Below are 17,024 nucleotides of genomic sequence, written 5' to 3'. Positions count from 1 at the left end.
TTGATTTTGGTAATTGGTACAAACTGTTATGAATAAAAAACTATCTCTATAAATTGTGAATTATTAATTAAATTTTTAAGATTATGAAAATGAAAACAATCAAATTGCGAAAACTGCTAAGGTTTGGATTGGCCCTTTTAGGGGGCTCTTTGTTCTTATGGAACTGCGAGTCGAATGGGGAGTTGAGTATTCAAGAGAATTACCAAGGTTATGAACCTATTGAGCAATCAGAGGCAAAAATAACTATTGATGCCATAATAAGTAATGGGGGTAGATTATTTCAAAGAGGGGGTTCCTCTTTAGTTATAGATAATTCTTCATTACATTATACAGAGGTGAAAAATACAAACCTTTCTTTACCAACTTTTTCCGCAAACTTGAACGAAAAAGTTAATACAAAAGTTTTTATGGTTAAGAAAGAAGGGATTATTTATACTTGCCTTTATCATTGTATTCCATTGGAGAGGGATTATAAAGAAAATGATCCATTTTCAGGGAAAATTATTATCACCACAATAGATGGTAAGTTTATCAATGGATATAAGGTAGAACAAGGCGTTTTTGTTTCTAAATACATAAAAAGAATTGAGCTTTCAGAAAGAGCAAGAACGATGAATCCTTCGGATTATGATTGTACAGATTATGGTACTGATTTTTGCGATCAAGAATTAGATGAAGTTAATATATCTTCTGGAGGAGGTGGAGGAGGAAATACTGACTCTTCTGGATCTGGTGGTATTAATATAGTAACCAATCCAATATCAACTCAAGGTTGGATAAATTTAAATTTATCCGGGGGAAGCAGCGGCTCTGGAGGTGGAGGTGGAGGAGGTTCCAATTCAGATGGAGGGGGAAGCTCTGACTCAAGTGATGATGATATGCCCTTATTTCCTTGTGATAATCCTACTCCAGATGGATGTGAGGAGGATAAAATTATTAATAATTTAACCAATGAGTGTGCACATACAATTTTTGAATACATACGAAATGAAAAAGATATAAGTGAATTTGATACTAATCAATATTTTGGCAGTAACCTAACCTTTTCTGGAGATATACTTAATCTTTTTGATAAATCCAATCAATCGAATTATATTATAGGTAATGGTAGTTTATCAGGAACTAATGCTTCCACAAGTTCCAGCCCCCAAACTCAAAACACAACTACAATTTTGTCAAATGATTACCTAAAAGATGCTACTACATTATCAATAGCTCGAACAATAATACATGAGTCAATTCATGCTTATTTGAATGTGAAATATTACAGTTATCCCGATTTTCAGGATAAGCCATTTAGACTTAAACTTATAAAATATGCACAAGATAATGGCTATACTGATTATCAAAGATTGCATCATGAGTTTATGGGGCAATATGTTAATGCAATAGCCTCTTCTTTATTTCAATGGGATAAAACTCAAAATCCTAGGGATATTTACCATAGCTGGGATTATTATTATTCTATGGCATTTGGTGGATTGTTTTATAAGGATTCAAACGGGAATTTAATAGATACTGATTCATTTAAAGAACTAGTTCCGAGTCAATCAGATAGGAATAACATTAGAGCAATTTTAAAAAATGAACAAGATGGGAATAATGCAGCTAAAGGGAAAAAATGTAACTAAAATTTTATTGTTTTGTCTTTTAGTTTTTTTTTATAGCAACAATTGCTTTGCTCAAAAAAAAATAGAAGGAAGTTTTATTTTAGATTATTCTTTAAAAGACTTTAGTACAAATTTAGTTTTTTATCCTAATGGAATTTTTGAGTATAATCATTCAGGGGATTTAGGTCTTTTAGAATTCGGAAAAGGAGAGTACTTCATTCGAAAGGATTCTTTAATGTTAAAATATAACTTAACTAAACTTAGAGAAAATAGTTATTTTAAAACTAAGACTTATTTTAATAATAAGGATTCAATAAGTGTAAAGTTTAATATTTATGATTTTAGTAAGCAGTCATTGAATAGGATTCAAATATGGTCTTTCCCTAATTATAAAGACACGGAAACGAATAAGGAAGGAGAGGCTTTTCTAAATTTTAAGAAGAAATCATTTAAAGAAGTAGCTCAAATTCATATTGACCAAGTAGGTTTTGATAAATTGATTGTTTATATTAATTTGGATAGGAACTATGAAATAGATGTTTTTTTAAATAAAACAGAAACTTATGAGTATCACCCCAAGGCATTAAAGAATCAGGTAGAAAAATTTAAAATATTAGAGATAACTGATAAAAATATCAACTTAAAAAAGCAAGATAAAATAATAAGATTAATGAAAATAAACAACAAACCATAATGCAGTATATAAAAAATGAGATAAGTACGGATTTTAAGAGTTTTTGCTTTTTTATATCTTTTTAATAAACCTAAAAGGTGACTTTATTTTCACCCCGTTACTTTCCTTATATAAGAACGTTACTGATTCAATATTTAGTGTAAGTTGGTAATACCTAAATTTATCAGGAGGAAGTAGCGGCTTTGGAGGCGGAGGAGGTTCCAATTCAGATGGAGGCGGAAGCTCTGGCTCAAGTGATGATGATATGCCTTTATTCCCATGTGATAATCCTACTCCTGATGGATGTGAAGAAGAGGATGATGTTGTTAACAACACAGGTGGTCCTTGCTTAGGAGATATTATCAGATCTTTACAAGAAAAAGATCAAAACGGTGCATTAGTCCCAGATTTAGAAGGGATGCAACATTTATCTCAAGTTGTTTTAGAATTGTTTGGGAATTGTAGTAATTACGATTTAGAAATAACTTCTGAAGAATTAGGTACTGATTCTCATGGTAATCAGATAAATGCTGGTACCGCGGGAATTACCACAATTATTATTGACGATGATCTAATTGATGATGCTACTCGGCTAAGTATTGCTAAAACCTTAATTCATGAAAGTATGCATCTTTATATTAATTTCACAGCTCATGTATACAACAGTGATTGGTCTTTTATAAGATCTATACAATCTTATTATGCAACTTATAATAATGACTCTAATTTATCACAACATAACTTTATGTCAGAGTTTGTTGAAGCACTTGCTTATTCTCTATCAGCTTATGATAACCATAGACAAGATATGAGTTATTATAAAGCTATGTCGTGGGGAGGATTAGAATCATCGGTTGCTTGCCAAGCACTTCAGCAAGATGAAAAGAATGAAATTCAAAGAATTATTAACAATGAAAGATATGCAACCAGAGATGCGAAAAGTGCTAAATGTCCATAAGCTCAAACTATGTGCTGTTCTATCTTGTTTTATAGTATTGTGTTCTGTTGCGAAAAAAAGCAATATAGTTACCAAAGATTATATTGTAAATAGGTATAAGACCAATAAAGCAGCTCCTGTAATGACAATTGATACATATTCTGATCGCAATTATAAAACCGAGATTCCTAGTTTTGTATGTATTAATGATATCTTTTTTTTCGTTGAAAATGAAGATGATAGAATAAAGTCAATCAGTGTCTCACCTAAACCAAATAAAAAGTTTAATATTGAAATAATGTCTGTAGGTAGACTTCCTTTAAAATTAAACTCACTTTTAGTTAAGACTAATGATTCAATAGTCATTAAAGCTTATTTAAAAGAAGATAATAGACTCATTCATTAAAATAAATTAGAAAACCGAATTCCAGAATGATTTGATTTTCAACTAGAATTCGGTTTTATTTAAATAAAATTATAGATAGCTTTGAATAGCTATTTATTTGTCATCTCAAATATAATTTCACCTCCATTGGCAATATCATGATGCGAGAGCAATAAACCGTCTAACTTTTTACCGTTAACCGTAACGCTTTTTACGTACACGTTTTCTTTACTTTGGTTATTGGCAATTATTTTCAATGTTTTTCCATTTTCTAAATTAATGGTTGCTTCTTTAATGTTTGGACTACCAATTGCATAATCAGCAGATCCAGGAGTTACCGGGTAAAAGCCTAAACTGCTGAATATATACCAGGCACTCATTTGTCCAGCATCATCATTACCGCAAAGGCCTTCAACCGTAGGTGCGTACATAGTATCCATAATCATACGAACTCGCTTTTGAGTTTTTTCAGGATTGTTGGTCCAATTGTATAAGTAAGGAATGTGGTGCCCTGGTTCGTTTCCATGTACATAGTTTCCAATGATACCATCGCGCGTAATATCTTCATGATGAGCAATATATTTATCTTCAATTTCCATAGTGAAAAGCTCATCCAATTGCTTGCTGAATTTATCTTTTCCTCCCATCATTTCAACCATATGGTCTATGTTTTGAGGAACGTATAATCCGTAATTCCATGCATTTCCTTCAATAAACCCTTGACCGTGTGTGTCCATTGGGTCAAAGTTTTCTCTGAATTTCCCATCAGATAATTTTGGGCGCATAAAACCAATTGAAGGATCATATACGTTGTTATAATATTCGGCTCTTTCTGAGTATTCGTTTTCAGCTTCTTTATTTCCTGCTTTTTTAGCTATTTGAGCAATACACCAGTCATTATATGCATATTCTAAGGTTTTAGAAACTGAAGAATGACTCTTATCGTCTGGTACATATTTGTAGTCAATATAATCACCTACCCCATCAAAATACCTCACAGTTGCAGTGTTTCTTGAGGCTTTTAAAGCATGATCAATGTCGAAATCTCCAACATTTTTTGCCATAGCATCAGCTATTACTGAAGTAGCATGATAACCAATCATACACCAGTTTTCATTTGCATAATGACTCCATATTGGTAACATGTGATGAACGCTTTCGTCATGATGAGCAAGCATTGACTTAATCATATCGTTATTTCTGCTCGGCTGGATGATGTTGTATAAAGGGTGTAAAGCTCTATAAGTATCCCAAAGAGAAAAAATAGTATAATTTGTAAAATCTTCAGACGTATAAATGTTTTGATCTAAACCTCTGTATTTTCCATCAACGTCTTCATATAAAATAGGAGATAAGCTCGTGTGATATAAAGCGGTATAAAAAGTAGTTTTATCGTCTTCAGAAATTGTTTCAACCTGAATCTTGTTCAATTCTTTATTCCATTTCTTTTGAGTTTCTTCCTTTGTAGTGTCAAAATCCCAATGAGGTACTTCTGTTTTTAAGTTGTTTAAAGCTCCATTCGTACTAACTGGAGATAAAGCAAACTTCACTTTAATTTTTTCACCTTCGTTGGTGTCGAAATTGAAATACGCTCTTATATCTTTTCCTGCCATTTCAGGGAAGTTTTCATTTTGTTTAAAACGTCTATAGAAACCATCATAAGTTTCCTTGTTATATTTTTTATGACCATAACTTTTAAAAGGTTTAGAAAACTCCATGGCAAAGAATATCTTCTTAGTTCTTGCCCAACCTTTGGTTTGTCTATACCCTGTTATCAAGCTATCGTTTTCAACACGAATAAATGTCCAAACATTTTTATTGTCATGGTGATATACATTATATACTAAATCTAGAATAATATGAGCGTCTTCCGATTTTGGAAATGTGTACTGGTGAAAACCAACACGCTCGCTTGCTGTTAATTCTGCTTTAATATTATAGCTATCAAGATTTACTTGGTAATATCCTGGAGCTGCTTTTTCGGTATCATGAGAAAAGGTAGAATAAAATCCTTTTGAATCATCCTTCGTTTTCATAGGATCCAGTACAAGTTTTCCTGTAGTTGGCATTACCAAAAAATCTCCTAAGTCTGAGTGCCCAGTACCACTAAAATTGGTATGAGCAAAACCAATAATAGTGCTGTCTTTATGTTGGTAGCCTGCACAGTATTCATAGGTTTCTTTATTATAACTTCCATCGTCTTTAAACATTACCTGAAAGTTAGTTTGTGGACTTAATTGAACCATTCCAAAAGGCGCTGTTGCTCCTGGAAATACATGTCCCATTTTACTGGTACCTATTAAAGGATTCACATATTTGGTTAAGTCCGTAGTTGTTTTGTTCTCTGAGGTTGCGGTATTTTCTTCTGTTTTTTGTTTACAGGAAAATGGTAAAACCGCAAGAGAGCCTAATAGTAGAGCTAATTTCAGATTTTTCATATTTAGTAATAAAAGAAGGTTTAAATTGATAAAAAGGTAAAAATAGCACAGAAAATGGGATTAGAAATAATTTATGATTAAAAAGAAAGGGGAGATTAACAATTTTTTATATTTAGTTGATTTTTAAACAAAAAGAAAACCTCGCTTAGCGAGGTTTTTATCAATTAATATAAAGTAGGAAAAGCGAATTAGGCTTTTCCACCGTCTAATTTATCTTGCCAATCTTTAAGTTCTTTCCATTTTCCTTCATAGGCAAATTTAGCTTGTTCAGGCCATGTTCCAGGTTTATGCATTCTATATCGATCACCGCCGCTATTCAATACTTCTTGGCATTTATCTACTGAAGCTTCTGATAAATCTTTCCAGGTTTTTATATCGAAATTATGAAACAACCCTTCAATTTTAGGTCCAATACCTTCTATAATCTTTAAATCGTTTTGTTTTATTTTTTTACCAAAAACAGCTTTTGCTGCTGCTGCATCGAATGGAATGTCTTTTTCAATTTCCCCTCCAGTAAAAGCAGCCGCTGCTAGGTTGGCATTCGTTGAAGAACCTTCTCCAGATAGTCCTTTTTCCAAATCTAACTTAACCTTATAACATTCTTGTAAATCCGCTTTTAAAACAGCCTTCTGTTTTTTACAAGTTTCTAAATCAGTTTCTAATTTTGCAATAACATCAGTTGAATCATTATCGTTATCGTTTTCTGAGTTTTTATTTCCGAATAATCTTCCGAGAAGGTATCCTAAGATAGCACATAAAATTCCAACAATTACTGGAATTATCCAGCACCAAGGTATTTGGGTTGCTAATACGTTCATTTTTGCTTTTGTTTTTAATTAATAGTTCTTTTAATTTTCTGTTATTACCGCATGAAATAATAAAGATTACCAATATCAAATATTACTTACATGTTTGTTTTTTTAGTGTTTATAAGAAGTGTAGTTATTGAACCAGTAGTATAGTCGATTCTTCGAGGTTTAATATACATAGTAAAGTGAGTTTAATTAGAGTGCTTATTATTGAACTTAATTTTAATCACTTTTCTTAATGAATTGCAAAAATCTGCCCAAAACTGTAACGTGTTTTTCGGAAAAATTATTGAATAATTTCCTAATAAATAAGTCAAATTTTTACTCATTAGTTATTGATTTAAATAATTGATTGTTAAAATATTAAAAAATGATGAAAAATTAAAATTTTGCCTCAAAAATGCAACTTTTAAGTAAATGCTAAATAATTGTTAATAAGATGGTTTAGGTGAAACATTTTAAAAATCCCCCAGTCTTATAAGCAACAACATTAACTAAAAAATAGTATCATGAAAAAATTTGTTTTAGCATCGTTTGTAATTTTATTATCATTAACTTCAGTAAGCGCTTCAAACAGTAAAGAAGCTATAGAACCAACTCGTGTTGAGTTTGATGGATTAAGTACTTTTTGTAAAATGATTAGATCAGGAGATTATGACACTGTAAAAGCTTTTATTAGTAACGGAACCAATATCAATAGAAAATCATTAGGATTAACTCCAACAATGTACGCAGCTCGCTACAATAAAGTAAATATCTTAAAATTATTAATAGAGAAAGGAGCAAAATTAAACGTAAAGTCTTCTAACGGATATACTGCTTTAGAGTATGCAAAAATGTCAAAGGCTAACGAAGCATATGCTGTTTTGAAAGAAGCATTAGATAAAAAATAAGAACTTTAAACTACATATTGATTTTAGGGCTGTCTTTCGAGATAGCCTTTTTTGTTTATTTTTGTCTGAAAAACTAAATAATGACTTTATTACTTATTTACGCAACACTATCTATTCTTTTTTCTTTTTTGTGTTCCATCTTAGAAGCAGTTTTGTTAAGTGTAACGCCAACTTTTGTTAATGTAAAAAAGAAGGAAGGAAAAGCTTATGCTAGTGAATTAGAGGCGTTAAAGAAAGATGTAGATAAACCGTTAATTGCTATTTTAACTGTAAATACGATTGCTCATACTGTAGGAGCAATTTTAGTAGGTGTACAGGCAGAACAACTTCCTTATAAGTTTGAAATTTTAGGAGTGAATGTGGTTGGAATAGTTTCTGCTATTATGACCATTTTAATTTTAGTTGTTTCTGAAATTATTCCTAAAACTATAGGAGCTACATATTGGAAAGGATTAGCCAACTTTACGGCAAAAGCTTTGAAGCTTTTAATTTTTCCATTACGTTGGACGGGTATTTTATGGATGTTACAGTTAACAACAAAACTTATCGGAGGAAAAGGAGCTCACGGCGAAAGTGTATTGAGTAGAGAAGATTTTACTGCGATGACAGATATTGCAGAGCAAGAAGGAGTTTTTAAAGAGAATGAGAGTAAGGTAATTCGTAATATGATTGGATTTAAAGAGGTTCAAGCGAAGCATATTATGACACCAAGAACAGTGCTAAAGTCAGCAAATGAAAATCAAACAATTCAGGAGTTTTTTGATGCAAATCAACCACTGAGGTTTTCAAGAATTCCTGTTTATGCAGAAAAAACCGATAACATAACAGGTTATTTTTTAAAGGATCAATTATTACTTTCGTTAGTTAACGGAAAAGGAGAAGAAACTTTAAAAAGTATCAAAAGGGATATTATTGTAGCGAAAAGAGATTTATCAATTCCGGATTTATTTGAGAAATTAATTGAACAAAGAGAGCATTTAGCTTTAGTAGTTGATGAGTTTGGTGCAGTAAGTGGACTGGTAACACAAGAAGATGTAATTGAAACCTTACTTGGTTTCGAAATTATGGATGAAAGCGATAACGTTGCCGATTTGCAGAGTTTTGCTAGAAAGAACTGGGAAGAAAGAGCAAAACGTTTAGGAATAATTGAAAAAGAAGGTGAATAATAATTCATTTATTTGAGAAAACAAAAAAGGCAGATCAAATTTGATCTGCCTTTTTTGTATTTAAAGAGTTCAATATTTTCGAAAAAATAAAATTATTCTTTTGAGAATATGGAAAGTATTTTTGTAATTCGTTTTTTTTATTTAAGTTGGGAACGTTTTATTAGGGGGATTTATCACTTTCCTGTAAAAATAACTGGCTAGAAAAAGAAAGGGATGATCATGAAAAATTGCGCACATTTCCTTTTTAATTTTTGAACAATACATAAATTATTTTTTTGGAATGATTTATGAAAGTTTTACCATAAACTTATATGGGGTTATTATTACAATAAAAATTTACAAAATGAAAAAAGTAATTTTAGCTGTAGCGTTTGTTTTTGCTAAAGGAAGTATTATAAACGCTACTTCAATAGAAGTTAATGCAAATGGAGCAAAGGAGATTGAAGCTGTAGATGCGTGTGGAGATTGGACTCACAAGGAGGCACATGATTATTCAAATGAAGGTTGTGATTATTTTACCGTATGGTTTGCAGCATATGGACATTGCATAGAAGTAAAAATTGGTAGAAATCAAATAGTATGTTGACTATGTGTTTATGATAGTCAACATGCTTTTTTATTTTAAAAAATTAAGATAATGAAGAGTTTAGTATTAGTGTTTATTTGTTGGTTTATAAGTTTCAATCTGTTTTCTCAAGAGTCATTTGAGTCTGGGGAAGTAATTTACAGTGTAAAGATTGCTTCTAAATCTAATTTTGAGAATCCTTTAAAAAGGAACGATTTTAATGGTTTTCGTAAGAAAATGGATCGTTTTTCTGAAACAGTGAGTTATAGATTAAAGTTTAACAGAGTAAGTTCTTTGTTTTCTGTGAATTTAGATATGACTTTAGAAAAGGAAGAAAGCTTCTCAAAATTGGCAAAAGTATTAACAAAGAGCGATCATGTATATTTTGTCGATTTTAGAAAAAAAACATTGATAGAACAAAAGCCTTTTTTCGGTGAAGATTTTTTAGTTCAATCATCGACTTCCGATTTAAAATGGGAGCTGATAAATGAAACAAAAGTTATTGGAAGTTATACTTGTTACAAAGCAAAAGTGAAAAGGAAAAGAAGTGGTCCTTATAAAGGAGAAGATGCATACATAACTTATATTGCATGGTATTGCCCAACTATACCGTTTAATTATGGTCCGTTTGAGTTTTGTAATTTACCGGGTCTAATTATAGAGCTTTCGATTAAGAATAGAATATATAGGGCAACAAAGGTTGTTTTAAAGAAAGAGGAGATGAAAATACAAAAACCCTCAAAAGGAAAATTGGTAACAAAAGAAGAGCTTGAGAGTATTGGTAAAAAAGCATTTGAAAATAGATAGTAAGAATTTTCGAGTCGATATTAGTAGAGTAAATAAATAGGATTAGAAGAAGGTTTTTTTTGAAAAAAGAATGAGAGTGATAACGTTGCCGATTTACAAAGTTTCGCTTGAAAAGAAATAGGAATAAACGAAAACGATTAGGGATTATAGAAAAAGAGGCTGAATAACAATTTATTTACTTGATAGAACAAAAAAGGCAGATCAAATTTGATCTGCCTTTTTTGTATTTAAAGAGTTCAATATTTTCGAAAAAATAAAATTATTCTTTTGAGAATATGGAAAGTATTTTTGTGTTTTGTTTTTTTTGTTTAGATTTGGGTGCTTTATAGGGGAATTGATCGCTTTCCTATAAAAATAGCTAGCTAGAAAAAGAAGGGGATGATCATGAAAAATTGCGCACATTTCCTTTTTAAATTTTGAACAATACATAAATTATTTTTTAGAATGATTTATGAAAGTGTATCCATAAACTTTATGGATTAGTATTACAATAAAAATTTAAAAATTTACAAAATGAAAAAAATAATATTAACATTAGTTTTTGTTTTTGCCAGTGGAAGTTTCTTAAAAGCCAATACATTTGACGTTGCAGGTGAAGATTGTTTTGAGTCTGCAGTTATTGCCGTAGAAATGTATGAAGGGTGGCATGATGCGTCCGGATGCAACTGTAGTGTTCTTACTGACGAGTTTTACACTGAAGTTATGAATCAAATTGTAGCTGATTGTTGGGTAGGAAACGGAGGAAGTTATAATTAATTAAAAATAAAGAAGTACTTGTGTTTAATCCAGTGCTTCTTTAAATCTTAACGATATGAGGAATTTAATTTTTTTTTGTGTAACGCTTTTTTCGAGTATTACAGTCTTAAGCCAAGGACATGGAGAAGTAATATATAAAATAAAAACTAATCAAAATATTAAGATACAAAAAAGTAATGAGGAGAAATTAAGCCAAATGGCTCTGAAGGTAAGACAACTTCATGATGAAGCTAAAGAAATAGCGGAAGATTTTGAGTTGAGATTGTCCTTTAATAAAAATAGATCCTACTACGAATTATTGGAGCATATGGAGTTAAGTAAAAAGAAAGGTTTATCCTATCGAGTTGCTAAAATTCAGTATGAAACAAAGGGTAGGTTTTATTATGAGTTTGGGAAAGATGAAATTTTGGAGGAAAAAACTTATTTAGGGGAAAATTTTTTAATTAGGAGGAATATAAGAACCTCTGATTGGAAGTTGTTAAATGAAAAGGAAAAGATTGGAAAATACAATTGCTATAAAGCAGAAAGGTTCTATGAATTTGATACTCGAAAGGGAATGGTAAAACAAAAACAAATAGTCTGGTATACTCCTGATATTCCAATACCATTTGGGCCAGCGGAATTTGTTGGTTTTCCAGGATTAGTTTTGAAGGTTAAAAAAGGAGGGGTAGTTATTTACGCTCAGGAAATAAATCTAAAAAATAGAGTGAAAGTTAAATCTAAAAACTCATTAGACTTAAAGAAGATTAATGAAGAAGAGTTTCGTGAAATTGTTAAAAAAAATGTGGTAAAAATAGAATCAAGAAGAAATTAAATTTATAATTATTGTTGACAATTTATATGAAAAAGATACTCTACTTTTTTATATTACTTTTTAGTTTTAAGACCTTTTCTCAGAAGGCAAGAGTAAATGGTTTTATAACAGATTCTTTAAAAAATGCATTGCCTTATGTTAACGTGATTGCTCGCCCAATGGATTCTGCAATAAATATGGCGTTCTCTTTTAGTGATGAGCAAGGAAGATATCGATTAGAGTTAATTAAGAATAATACGTATACAGTGACCGTTAGTATGATGGGGTTTGAAACTAAAAGCTTTGAGCTAACTCCGACTGATAACCTTACTAAAAATATTGTGCTTTTTGAGTCTAAGAACCAGTTAGAAGAGGTAGTTATTGAGTTACCTGTCATCATAAAGCAAGATACCATTATTTACAATACCGATAAATTTGTAAACGGAAACGAACGCAAACTAAAAAATGTATTAAAGAAGTTACCAGGTGTTGAGGTTAGTAGAGAAGGAGAGGTAACTGTACAAGGTAAAAAAGTCACCAAATTGTTGGTTGACGGAAAGAAGTTTTTCGGAGGAGGAACAAAATTAGGTGTTGAGAATATTCCTGCTGATGCTGTTGATAAAGTTGAAGTAATTGATAATTATAATGAGGTTGCTTTTCTAAAAGATTTGACTGATTCCGAAGATATGGCGATGAATATTCAATTGAAAGAAGATAAAAAGCGTTTTCTTTTTGGGGATATTGAAGCTGGGAAGGGAAATGAAGCTTACTATAAGAGTAGTACGAATTTATTTTACTATACGCCAAAAACTAATGTCAATTTTATAGGGAACCTTAACAATATTGGTGAAAAGACCTTTACATTTAAAGACTATTTGAATTTTCAAGGAGGAGTAAATGCAGCTTTTAACGAGAACTTTAATTGGAGAGGTGGAGATTTTTCACAGTTTTTAGAAAATAAAGATTTATTAGGGAGCCGTCAACGTTTTGGGGCTATTAACATTACAAAAACAACCTCTGATAAATTAGATGTTTCAGGTTATGCTATTTTTTCTCACAATAATACATTGAGTTTCCGAGAAACGTTAAATGAGTATACGGCATTTACAGAAAATAAAGAGGCACAGGGTAATGTGAAAGATGTTTTAGGTATTGGGAAACTAAATTTAGAATATGCACCTAATAACAATGAACAATTCTATTTAAGGAGCCAGCTAAAAAGAAGTACTCGTTATGACACTAGTAGTGTTTTATCATCTACGGATAGTCAGGTAAACTCAATACTTACAAATAGATCACTTGGAGTTTGGAATGTAAATCAAAATATAGAATGGCATAAAAAACAATCGAAGAAACATACTTTTTCCGCAGTTGCTAACTATGCTTTTGACAATTACAGTCCTAATACAATGTGGAATGCATCACAATCGTTTGCTCAAACAATTCAAGCAATGGTAAACCCTGTAGATGTCAATCAAAATCAACTTCGATTACTACAAATTCAGGAAAAGAAACAACATCATTTATATACTGTCTTTAAGGATTTTTGGGTGTTAAATAGAAATAATCATATTTATACAACGCTTGGAAATACACATCAACAAGAAAAGTTTATAAGTAATGATTCGCAGATATTAGATGACTCAAGTATCAATAATTTTACTTCTGGAGGCTTTAATAACAGTACAGTTTTAAGGTTTAATGATTTTTTTGCTGGAGTCCATTATAAATTCAGAACAGGGATATTCACTTTTAAACAAGGTGTTTTCTTGCATAATTATAATTGGAGAGTTGTACAGTCAAATTCTTTAGTTCACAAGAATAAGTGGGTAGCGTTACCTGATGTCTTCGTAAATATAGAGTTTAATAAGTCTAAAAAACTAAAATTTAATTACAATTTAAAAACAAATTTCTCGGATGTTTCTAAGTTAGCGAATAGATTTTATTTACAATCGTATAACTCGGTTTTTAGAGGTAATGAAAACTTAGAAAATGAATTATTTCATTCAGCTCGGCTTTTTTATAGTAGGTTTAGTTTGTATCGTGGACTAATGTTACATGCAAGTGCAAACTATACGAAAAAAGTAAGGGGTTTCAGGAGTACGGTTGATTTCGATGGAATTAATCGCTTCGTGAGTGTGAATCTATTTGACAATCCTGATGAAAATTGGGGGCTACGTGGAAGCCTTCATAAGAAGATTAATAAAATACGTTATAAAGTTCAAGGAAGTTATAGAAACTCAACGTTTATTCAACAAGTAAATAATTCACTTACGAATAATGTGAATAAAAATTACTCGTATACATTAAGTACTGAAACATTATTTGATAAATTCCCAAGGATTGAATTCGGATATAAACAAAGTATTGGAGATTACAAGTCAGGAGCTACGAACTCAAAGTTTGTAACAAACGAACCTTTTGTTGATTTAGAATATACTTTTTTAAACGATTTTACCTTGAAAGGAAATTATAATTACTACGATTATAAAAATAAAACATTAGGGCAACAGAATAATTATAGTATAGCCAACGCTTCATTGTTTTATCAAAAAGAAGATAGCCCTTGGAATTTTAAAATTACAGCTCAAAATATTTTCAATGAAACATTTAAGCAAAGTAATCAATTTTCAGACTATCTTATTTCTGATACAAGAACATTTATAATGCCTAGGGTTGTATTGTTGAGTGTTGGTTATAAGTTGTAGTTTTACAATTTAAACCCAATTAAAAATCTGTTTTCCGTCGTTCCATTAAAGTTTGATCTCACAAAATCAACTCTCATGAAGCGCCATTTTCCAAAACCAACATTATCTAATCCAATAGAAAATTCAGAATATGGTCTATTGCCTCCTGTGAACAACCCTTTTGCTCCAGCCACTAAATAGAAGTTTAATTCGTTTATTAAAGGAATTCTACTTAAAACAGCTCCTTTAAAATTTTGTTCTACATGTAGTTCTCCATAACGATCGTTAGTACTTAGATCATAGAATGGAAGTGAAAAGAAACCATCAAGATAATTACTATTAGGAGCGATTGTTAATCTGTTTCCATTAAAATGTGCATAATCCATAAACGGAATATCTTTCTTTTCTAAGAAAATACCTCCTTTGGCTTTATAGCTTAAACGTCCCAAATTTCCAAGGTTAATACTTTGGTTTAATTCAGAAAATACAACGTCAGAATCCCACTGGCTATTACCAGATCCGAAGTTTTTTCGATATCCAACATATAAAGAAGGGTATTTTGAGTTGGGAATATTGATTTTGCTATCAGGATATGATAAGTATTTTTGTCCAAAACGAATTGATGCCCCAAGATTCATTGTCCACATATTATGTGATGTAAAAGAACTGTCAAAGTTATTAGGTTCTTGTGGGTTGTTTGAGGTATATTCCACATCGTCTTCAGGGAACATTACATAATTTGTCGTATTGAATAATGGATTTCTTCTGGCATATTCTAGGCTTGAAAATACACGAATTCCATTGACCGCTTCCCTCGAAAAAGAAACCTTAGCAAAAGTCTTTTCATAGATTTTCATATAGTTTCTTTGATAGAAAATAGAACTAATTGTATTCCAAAATGGCGATATCGGGTTTTTAGCATTGAATTGTGCAGTAGTAACCCCTCCAGATACTGATAAAATTGGATAGGTTTTGTTGTTCCATTTATACGATAAATGTCCAGATGGTCGCAGTCTTTCATCCGAAGAACCATAATTCACGTCTAATCCCATATTAAGACGCTTTCCTTTGTCGTTATATCTTTTACTGTAATCAACACCTATACTGGAATTCCAGCCTTGAACAGTATTAAAACCTAATTTTTCTATAGGTGAAGAAAAAGAAACAGACCATTTGTTATAAGTGTCTTCGTAAGTGTAACCTGTGAGAATATCTAATAATTCGAATTTGTTTTGTTTGTTATCAACAGAGTCAAGATATCTTTTAGACTTCCTAAGTACTTTTATACTGTCTTTTAATTTATAGTCAGATACTTCTTCTTGGGTTAAAGGCATTGGTCGGATAGTATTCCAATATACAGAATCTTTTTTGGTGGCATTCTCAGCGAAAGACAATACCTCATTAGTAAAGGATGAGGTCTTAAAATTTGGGGTAAAATTATAATTTGAATATGCGGCAGAAAAACGTCCTTCAAAATTAAAACCGAGTATGCCTGCTTCAAAGTCTATGGTTTGTGTAACAATTGCCCAAGCATTAGACTCTTTTACATAATTGTAATTCTGTTTAATTTTTAATTCCTTGATAAGTGGAATTCCAACCTGAGTTCCAGAAACGGTTACATCCGTTCCATAAACGGCCCAATCATCTTCAACGATATAAATATGTCCTGAAAAAACACGATCATTTTTTCGTTTAGGAATGAGTTGTATTTTATTTATAAGCTTACCATTGTCATCGTATATGGTTCCTGCCAATTTGTAGTTATAATATCCGAAAGCACTGTTAGCAATAGGAGAAACCATTTGAGCATCTGCTAAATCGAAAGAATTTTCATAAAGATCGAAATTTACTTCATCTGCTCGATTAAAACTAATTCCATTGTCCTGTCCAGCAACTTTTGAAGCGATAATGTGTTCTTTAAATCTCTTCGGATTTTTTTGGTATTTAATATTTGATATGGTTTCAGAAAGGTAAATAACACCACTTCTTGTTGAGTCTAAACCTCCTCCTAAATCTCCAATTTCTTCACCAAGAAATTTTTCAGGAGCATTTTTTATTTTAAAGAGTCCTCTTGAGTAAAAATTAGCAGTATACTTTCCTAGTTTATCAGTGTTTTTATCCTTGCTTGCAATGGCATTACGAATAATTCTGTTAGCAGGATTCTCTTTAGAATTTATTTGCACCTCACTTAAAGTAACTTGCTCTTCAATTAAGGTGATATTTAAGTTTGAATATTTACTAAAACTAATTTTCTTTTTGGCAGTTTTATAGCCTAAAAACTGGAAAACTACTACATAGTCACCCGGTTTTTTTATGTCGAGGAAGTAATCTCCACTATTGTTAGTTATGGTTCCGGTAATACTTCCTTCCAAATAAACACTCACGAAGGGTAATGGAGTGCCATTTTTATCTGATACTTTTCCTTTCAATTGAGCAAAGCTCGAAAAAACAGAGGTTAATAGAATAAACGTGATTATTTTTCTCATTATTAATTGTTTGAAATTA

Annotated in this window: 14 protein-coding genes; 11 read left to right on the top strand and 3 right to left on the bottom strand. The window is 31.2% G+C overall.

The genetic code is table 11. The features are described 5' to 3' along the window. Positions 1-89 precede the first annotated feature (89 nt). The 4 genes from ACKTTV_RS02375 to ACKTTV_RS02360 all read left to right on the top strand — a co-directional run bounded on the left by ACKTTV_RS02375 (position 90) and on the right by ACKTTV_RS02360 (position 3,626). On the top strand, positions 90-1,631 hold the full coding sequence (locus ACKTTV_RS02375) for a hypothetical protein (RefSeq protein ID WP_408029201.1): 1,542 nt from the start codon (positions 90-92) through the stop codon (positions 1,629-1,631). Next, on the top strand, positions 1,594-2,304 hold the full coding sequence (locus tag ACKTTV_RS02370; RefSeq protein WP_408029200.1) for a hypothetical protein: 711 nt from the start codon (positions 1,594-1,596) through the stop codon (positions 2,302-2,304). Before ACKTTV_RS02375 ends, ACKTTV_RS02370 begins: the two co-directional genes overlap by 38 nt. A 244-nt stretch (positions 2,305-2,548) precedes the next feature. Continuing rightward, positions 2,549-3,241 carry a hypothetical protein gene (locus ACKTTV_RS02365; RefSeq protein ID WP_408029199.1) on the top strand — a complete coding sequence of 231 codons (693 nt, stop codon included), beginning with the start codon at positions 2,549-2,551 and terminating at the stop codon, positions 3,239-3,241. Then, positions 3,204-3,626 carry a hypothetical protein gene (locus tag ACKTTV_RS02360; RefSeq protein WP_408029198.1) on the top strand — a complete coding sequence of 141 codons (423 nt, stop codon included), beginning with the start codon at positions 3,204-3,206 and terminating at the stop codon, positions 3,624-3,626. The genes ACKTTV_RS02365 and ACKTTV_RS02360 overlap by 38 nt, the downstream gene beginning before the upstream one ends. Positions 3,627-3,715: 89 nt before the next feature. On the opposite strand, the gene ACKTTV_RS02355 is transcribed toward ACKTTV_RS02360, so the two are convergent. Together ACKTTV_RS02355 and ACKTTV_RS02350 are read right to left on the bottom strand one after the other, a co-directional pair. Then, positions 3,716-6,043, bottom strand: a complete 2,328-nt coding sequence (locus tag ACKTTV_RS02355) for a GH92 family glycosyl hydrolase (protein WP_408029197.1) — start codon at positions 6,041-6,043, stop codon at positions 3,716-3,718. A gap of 188 nt (positions 6,044-6,231) precedes the next feature. Further along, positions 6,232-6,861 carry a hypothetical protein gene (locus ACKTTV_RS02350; protein ID WP_408029196.1) on the bottom strand — a complete coding sequence of 210 codons (630 nt, stop codon included), beginning with the start codon at positions 6,859-6,861 and terminating at the stop codon, positions 6,232-6,234. 500 nt (positions 6,862-7,361) lie between these two features. On the opposite strand from ACKTTV_RS02350, the gene ACKTTV_RS02345 reads away from it, so the two are divergent. The 7 genes from ACKTTV_RS02345 (at position 7,362) to ACKTTV_RS02315 (ending at position 14,540) form a co-directional block, all read left to right on the top strand. Beyond that, entirely contained in the window at positions 7,362-7,745 is a 384-nt protein-coding gene (locus ACKTTV_RS02345) for an ankyrin repeat domain-containing protein (protein WP_408029195.1), read from the top strand. A gap of 80 nt (positions 7,746-7,825) precedes the next feature. Continuing rightward, a complete protein-coding gene (locus tag ACKTTV_RS02340; protein ID WP_408029194.1) occupies positions 7,826-8,911 on the top strand; it encodes a CNNM domain-containing protein in 1,086 nt (361 codons plus the stop codon). 343 nt (positions 8,912-9,254) lie between these two features. Continuing rightward, positions 9,255-9,497, top strand: coding sequence for a hypothetical protein (locus ACKTTV_RS02335; RefSeq protein ID WP_408029193.1), 243 nt, complete (start codon positions 9,255-9,257; stop codon positions 9,495-9,497). Between the two features lie 51 nt (positions 9,498-9,548). Next, positions 9,549-10,283 (top strand): GLPGLI family protein, encoded by a 735-nt coding sequence (locus tag ACKTTV_RS02330; protein WP_408029192.1) that lies wholly within the window; start codon positions 9,549-9,551, stop codon positions 10,281-10,283. Positions 10,284-10,796: 513 nt separating this feature from the next. Then, on the top strand, positions 10,797-11,039 hold the full coding sequence (locus ACKTTV_RS02325) for a hypothetical protein (protein ID WP_408029191.1): 243 nt from the start codon (positions 10,797-10,799) through the stop codon (positions 11,037-11,039). A gap of 55 nt (positions 11,040-11,094) precedes the next feature. Further along, on the top strand, positions 11,095-11,853 hold the full coding sequence (locus tag ACKTTV_RS02320; protein ID WP_408029190.1) for a GLPGLI family protein: 759 nt from the start codon (positions 11,095-11,097) through the stop codon (positions 11,851-11,853). 26 nt (positions 11,854-11,879) lie between these two features. After that, positions 11,880-14,540 carry a carboxypeptidase-like regulatory domain-containing protein gene (locus tag ACKTTV_RS02315; protein ID WP_408029189.1) on the top strand — a complete coding sequence of 887 codons (2,661 nt, stop codon included), beginning with the start codon at positions 11,880-11,882 and terminating at the stop codon, positions 14,538-14,540. Between the two features lie 2 nt (positions 14,541-14,542). Here the strand turns inward: ACKTTV_RS02315 and ACKTTV_RS02310 are convergent, their stop codons facing one another. Continuing rightward, positions 14,543-17,005, bottom strand: a complete 2,463-nt coding sequence (locus ACKTTV_RS02310; protein ID WP_408029188.1) for a DUF5686 and carboxypeptidase regulatory-like domain-containing protein — start codon at positions 17,003-17,005, stop codon at positions 14,543-14,545. Between the last annotated feature and the right edge of the window lie 19 nt (positions 17,006-17,024).

Source organism: Tenacibaculum xiamenense, from assembly GCF_964513065.1.
GTDB classification, from domain to species: domain Bacteria; phylum Bacteroidota; class Bacteroidia; order Flavobacteriales; family Flavobacteriaceae; genus Polaribacter; species Polaribacter xiamenense.
This window is presented reverse-complemented; position numbering and strand designations above follow the sequence as displayed.

Bases quoted from the DNA above. Each gene is read 5' to 3' on its own strand.
- ACKTTV_RS02310 (WP_408029188.1), bottom strand. From the start codon at position 17,005: ATGAGAAAAATAATCACGTTTATTCTATTAACCTCTGTTTTTTCGAGC.
- ACKTTV_RS02370 (WP_408029200.1), top strand. From the start codon at position 1,594: ATGGGAATAATGCAGCTAAAGGGAAAAAATGTAACTAAAATTTTATTG.
- ACKTTV_RS02330 (WP_408029192.1), top strand. From the start codon at position 9,549: ATGAAGAGTTTAGTATTAGTGTTTATTTGTTGGTTTATAAGTTTCAAT.
- ACKTTV_RS02345 (WP_408029195.1), top strand. From the start codon at position 7,362: ATGAAAAAATTTGTTTTAGCATCGTTTGTAATTTTATTATCATTAACT.
- ACKTTV_RS02360 (WP_408029198.1), top strand. From the start codon at position 3,204: ATGCAACCAGAGATGCGAAAAGTGCTAAATGTCCATAAGCTCAAACTA.
- ACKTTV_RS02365 (WP_408029199.1), top strand. From the start codon at position 2,549: ATGCCTTTATTCCCATGTGATAATCCTACTCCTGATGGATGTGAAGAA.
- ACKTTV_RS02340 (WP_408029194.1), top strand. From the start codon at position 7,826: ATGACTTTATTACTTATTTACGCAACACTATCTATTCTTTTTTCTTTT.
- ACKTTV_RS02375 (WP_408029201.1), top strand. From the start codon at position 90: ATGAAAACAATCAAATTGCGAAAACTGCTAAGGTTTGGATTGGCCCTT.
- ACKTTV_RS02350 (WP_408029196.1), bottom strand. From the start codon at position 6,861: ATGAACGTATTAGCAACCCAAATACCTTGGTGCTGGATAATTCCAGTA.
- ACKTTV_RS02315 (WP_408029189.1), top strand. From the start codon at position 11,880: ATGAAAAAGATACTCTACTTTTTTATATTACTTTTTAGTTTTAAGACC.
- ACKTTV_RS02320 (WP_408029190.1), top strand. From the start codon at position 11,095: ATGAGGAATTTAATTTTTTTTTGTGTAACGCTTTTTTCGAGTATTACA.
- ACKTTV_RS02335 (WP_408029193.1), top strand. From the start codon at position 9,255: ATGAAAAAAGTAATTTTAGCTGTAGCGTTTGTTTTTGCTAAAGGAAGT.
- ACKTTV_RS02355 (WP_408029197.1), bottom strand. From the start codon at position 6,043: ATGAAAAATCTGAAATTAGCTCTACTATTAGGCTCTCTTGCGGTTTTA.
- ACKTTV_RS02325 (WP_408029191.1), top strand. From the start codon at position 10,797: ATGAAAAAAATAATATTAACATTAGTTTTTGTTTTTGCCAGTGGAAGT.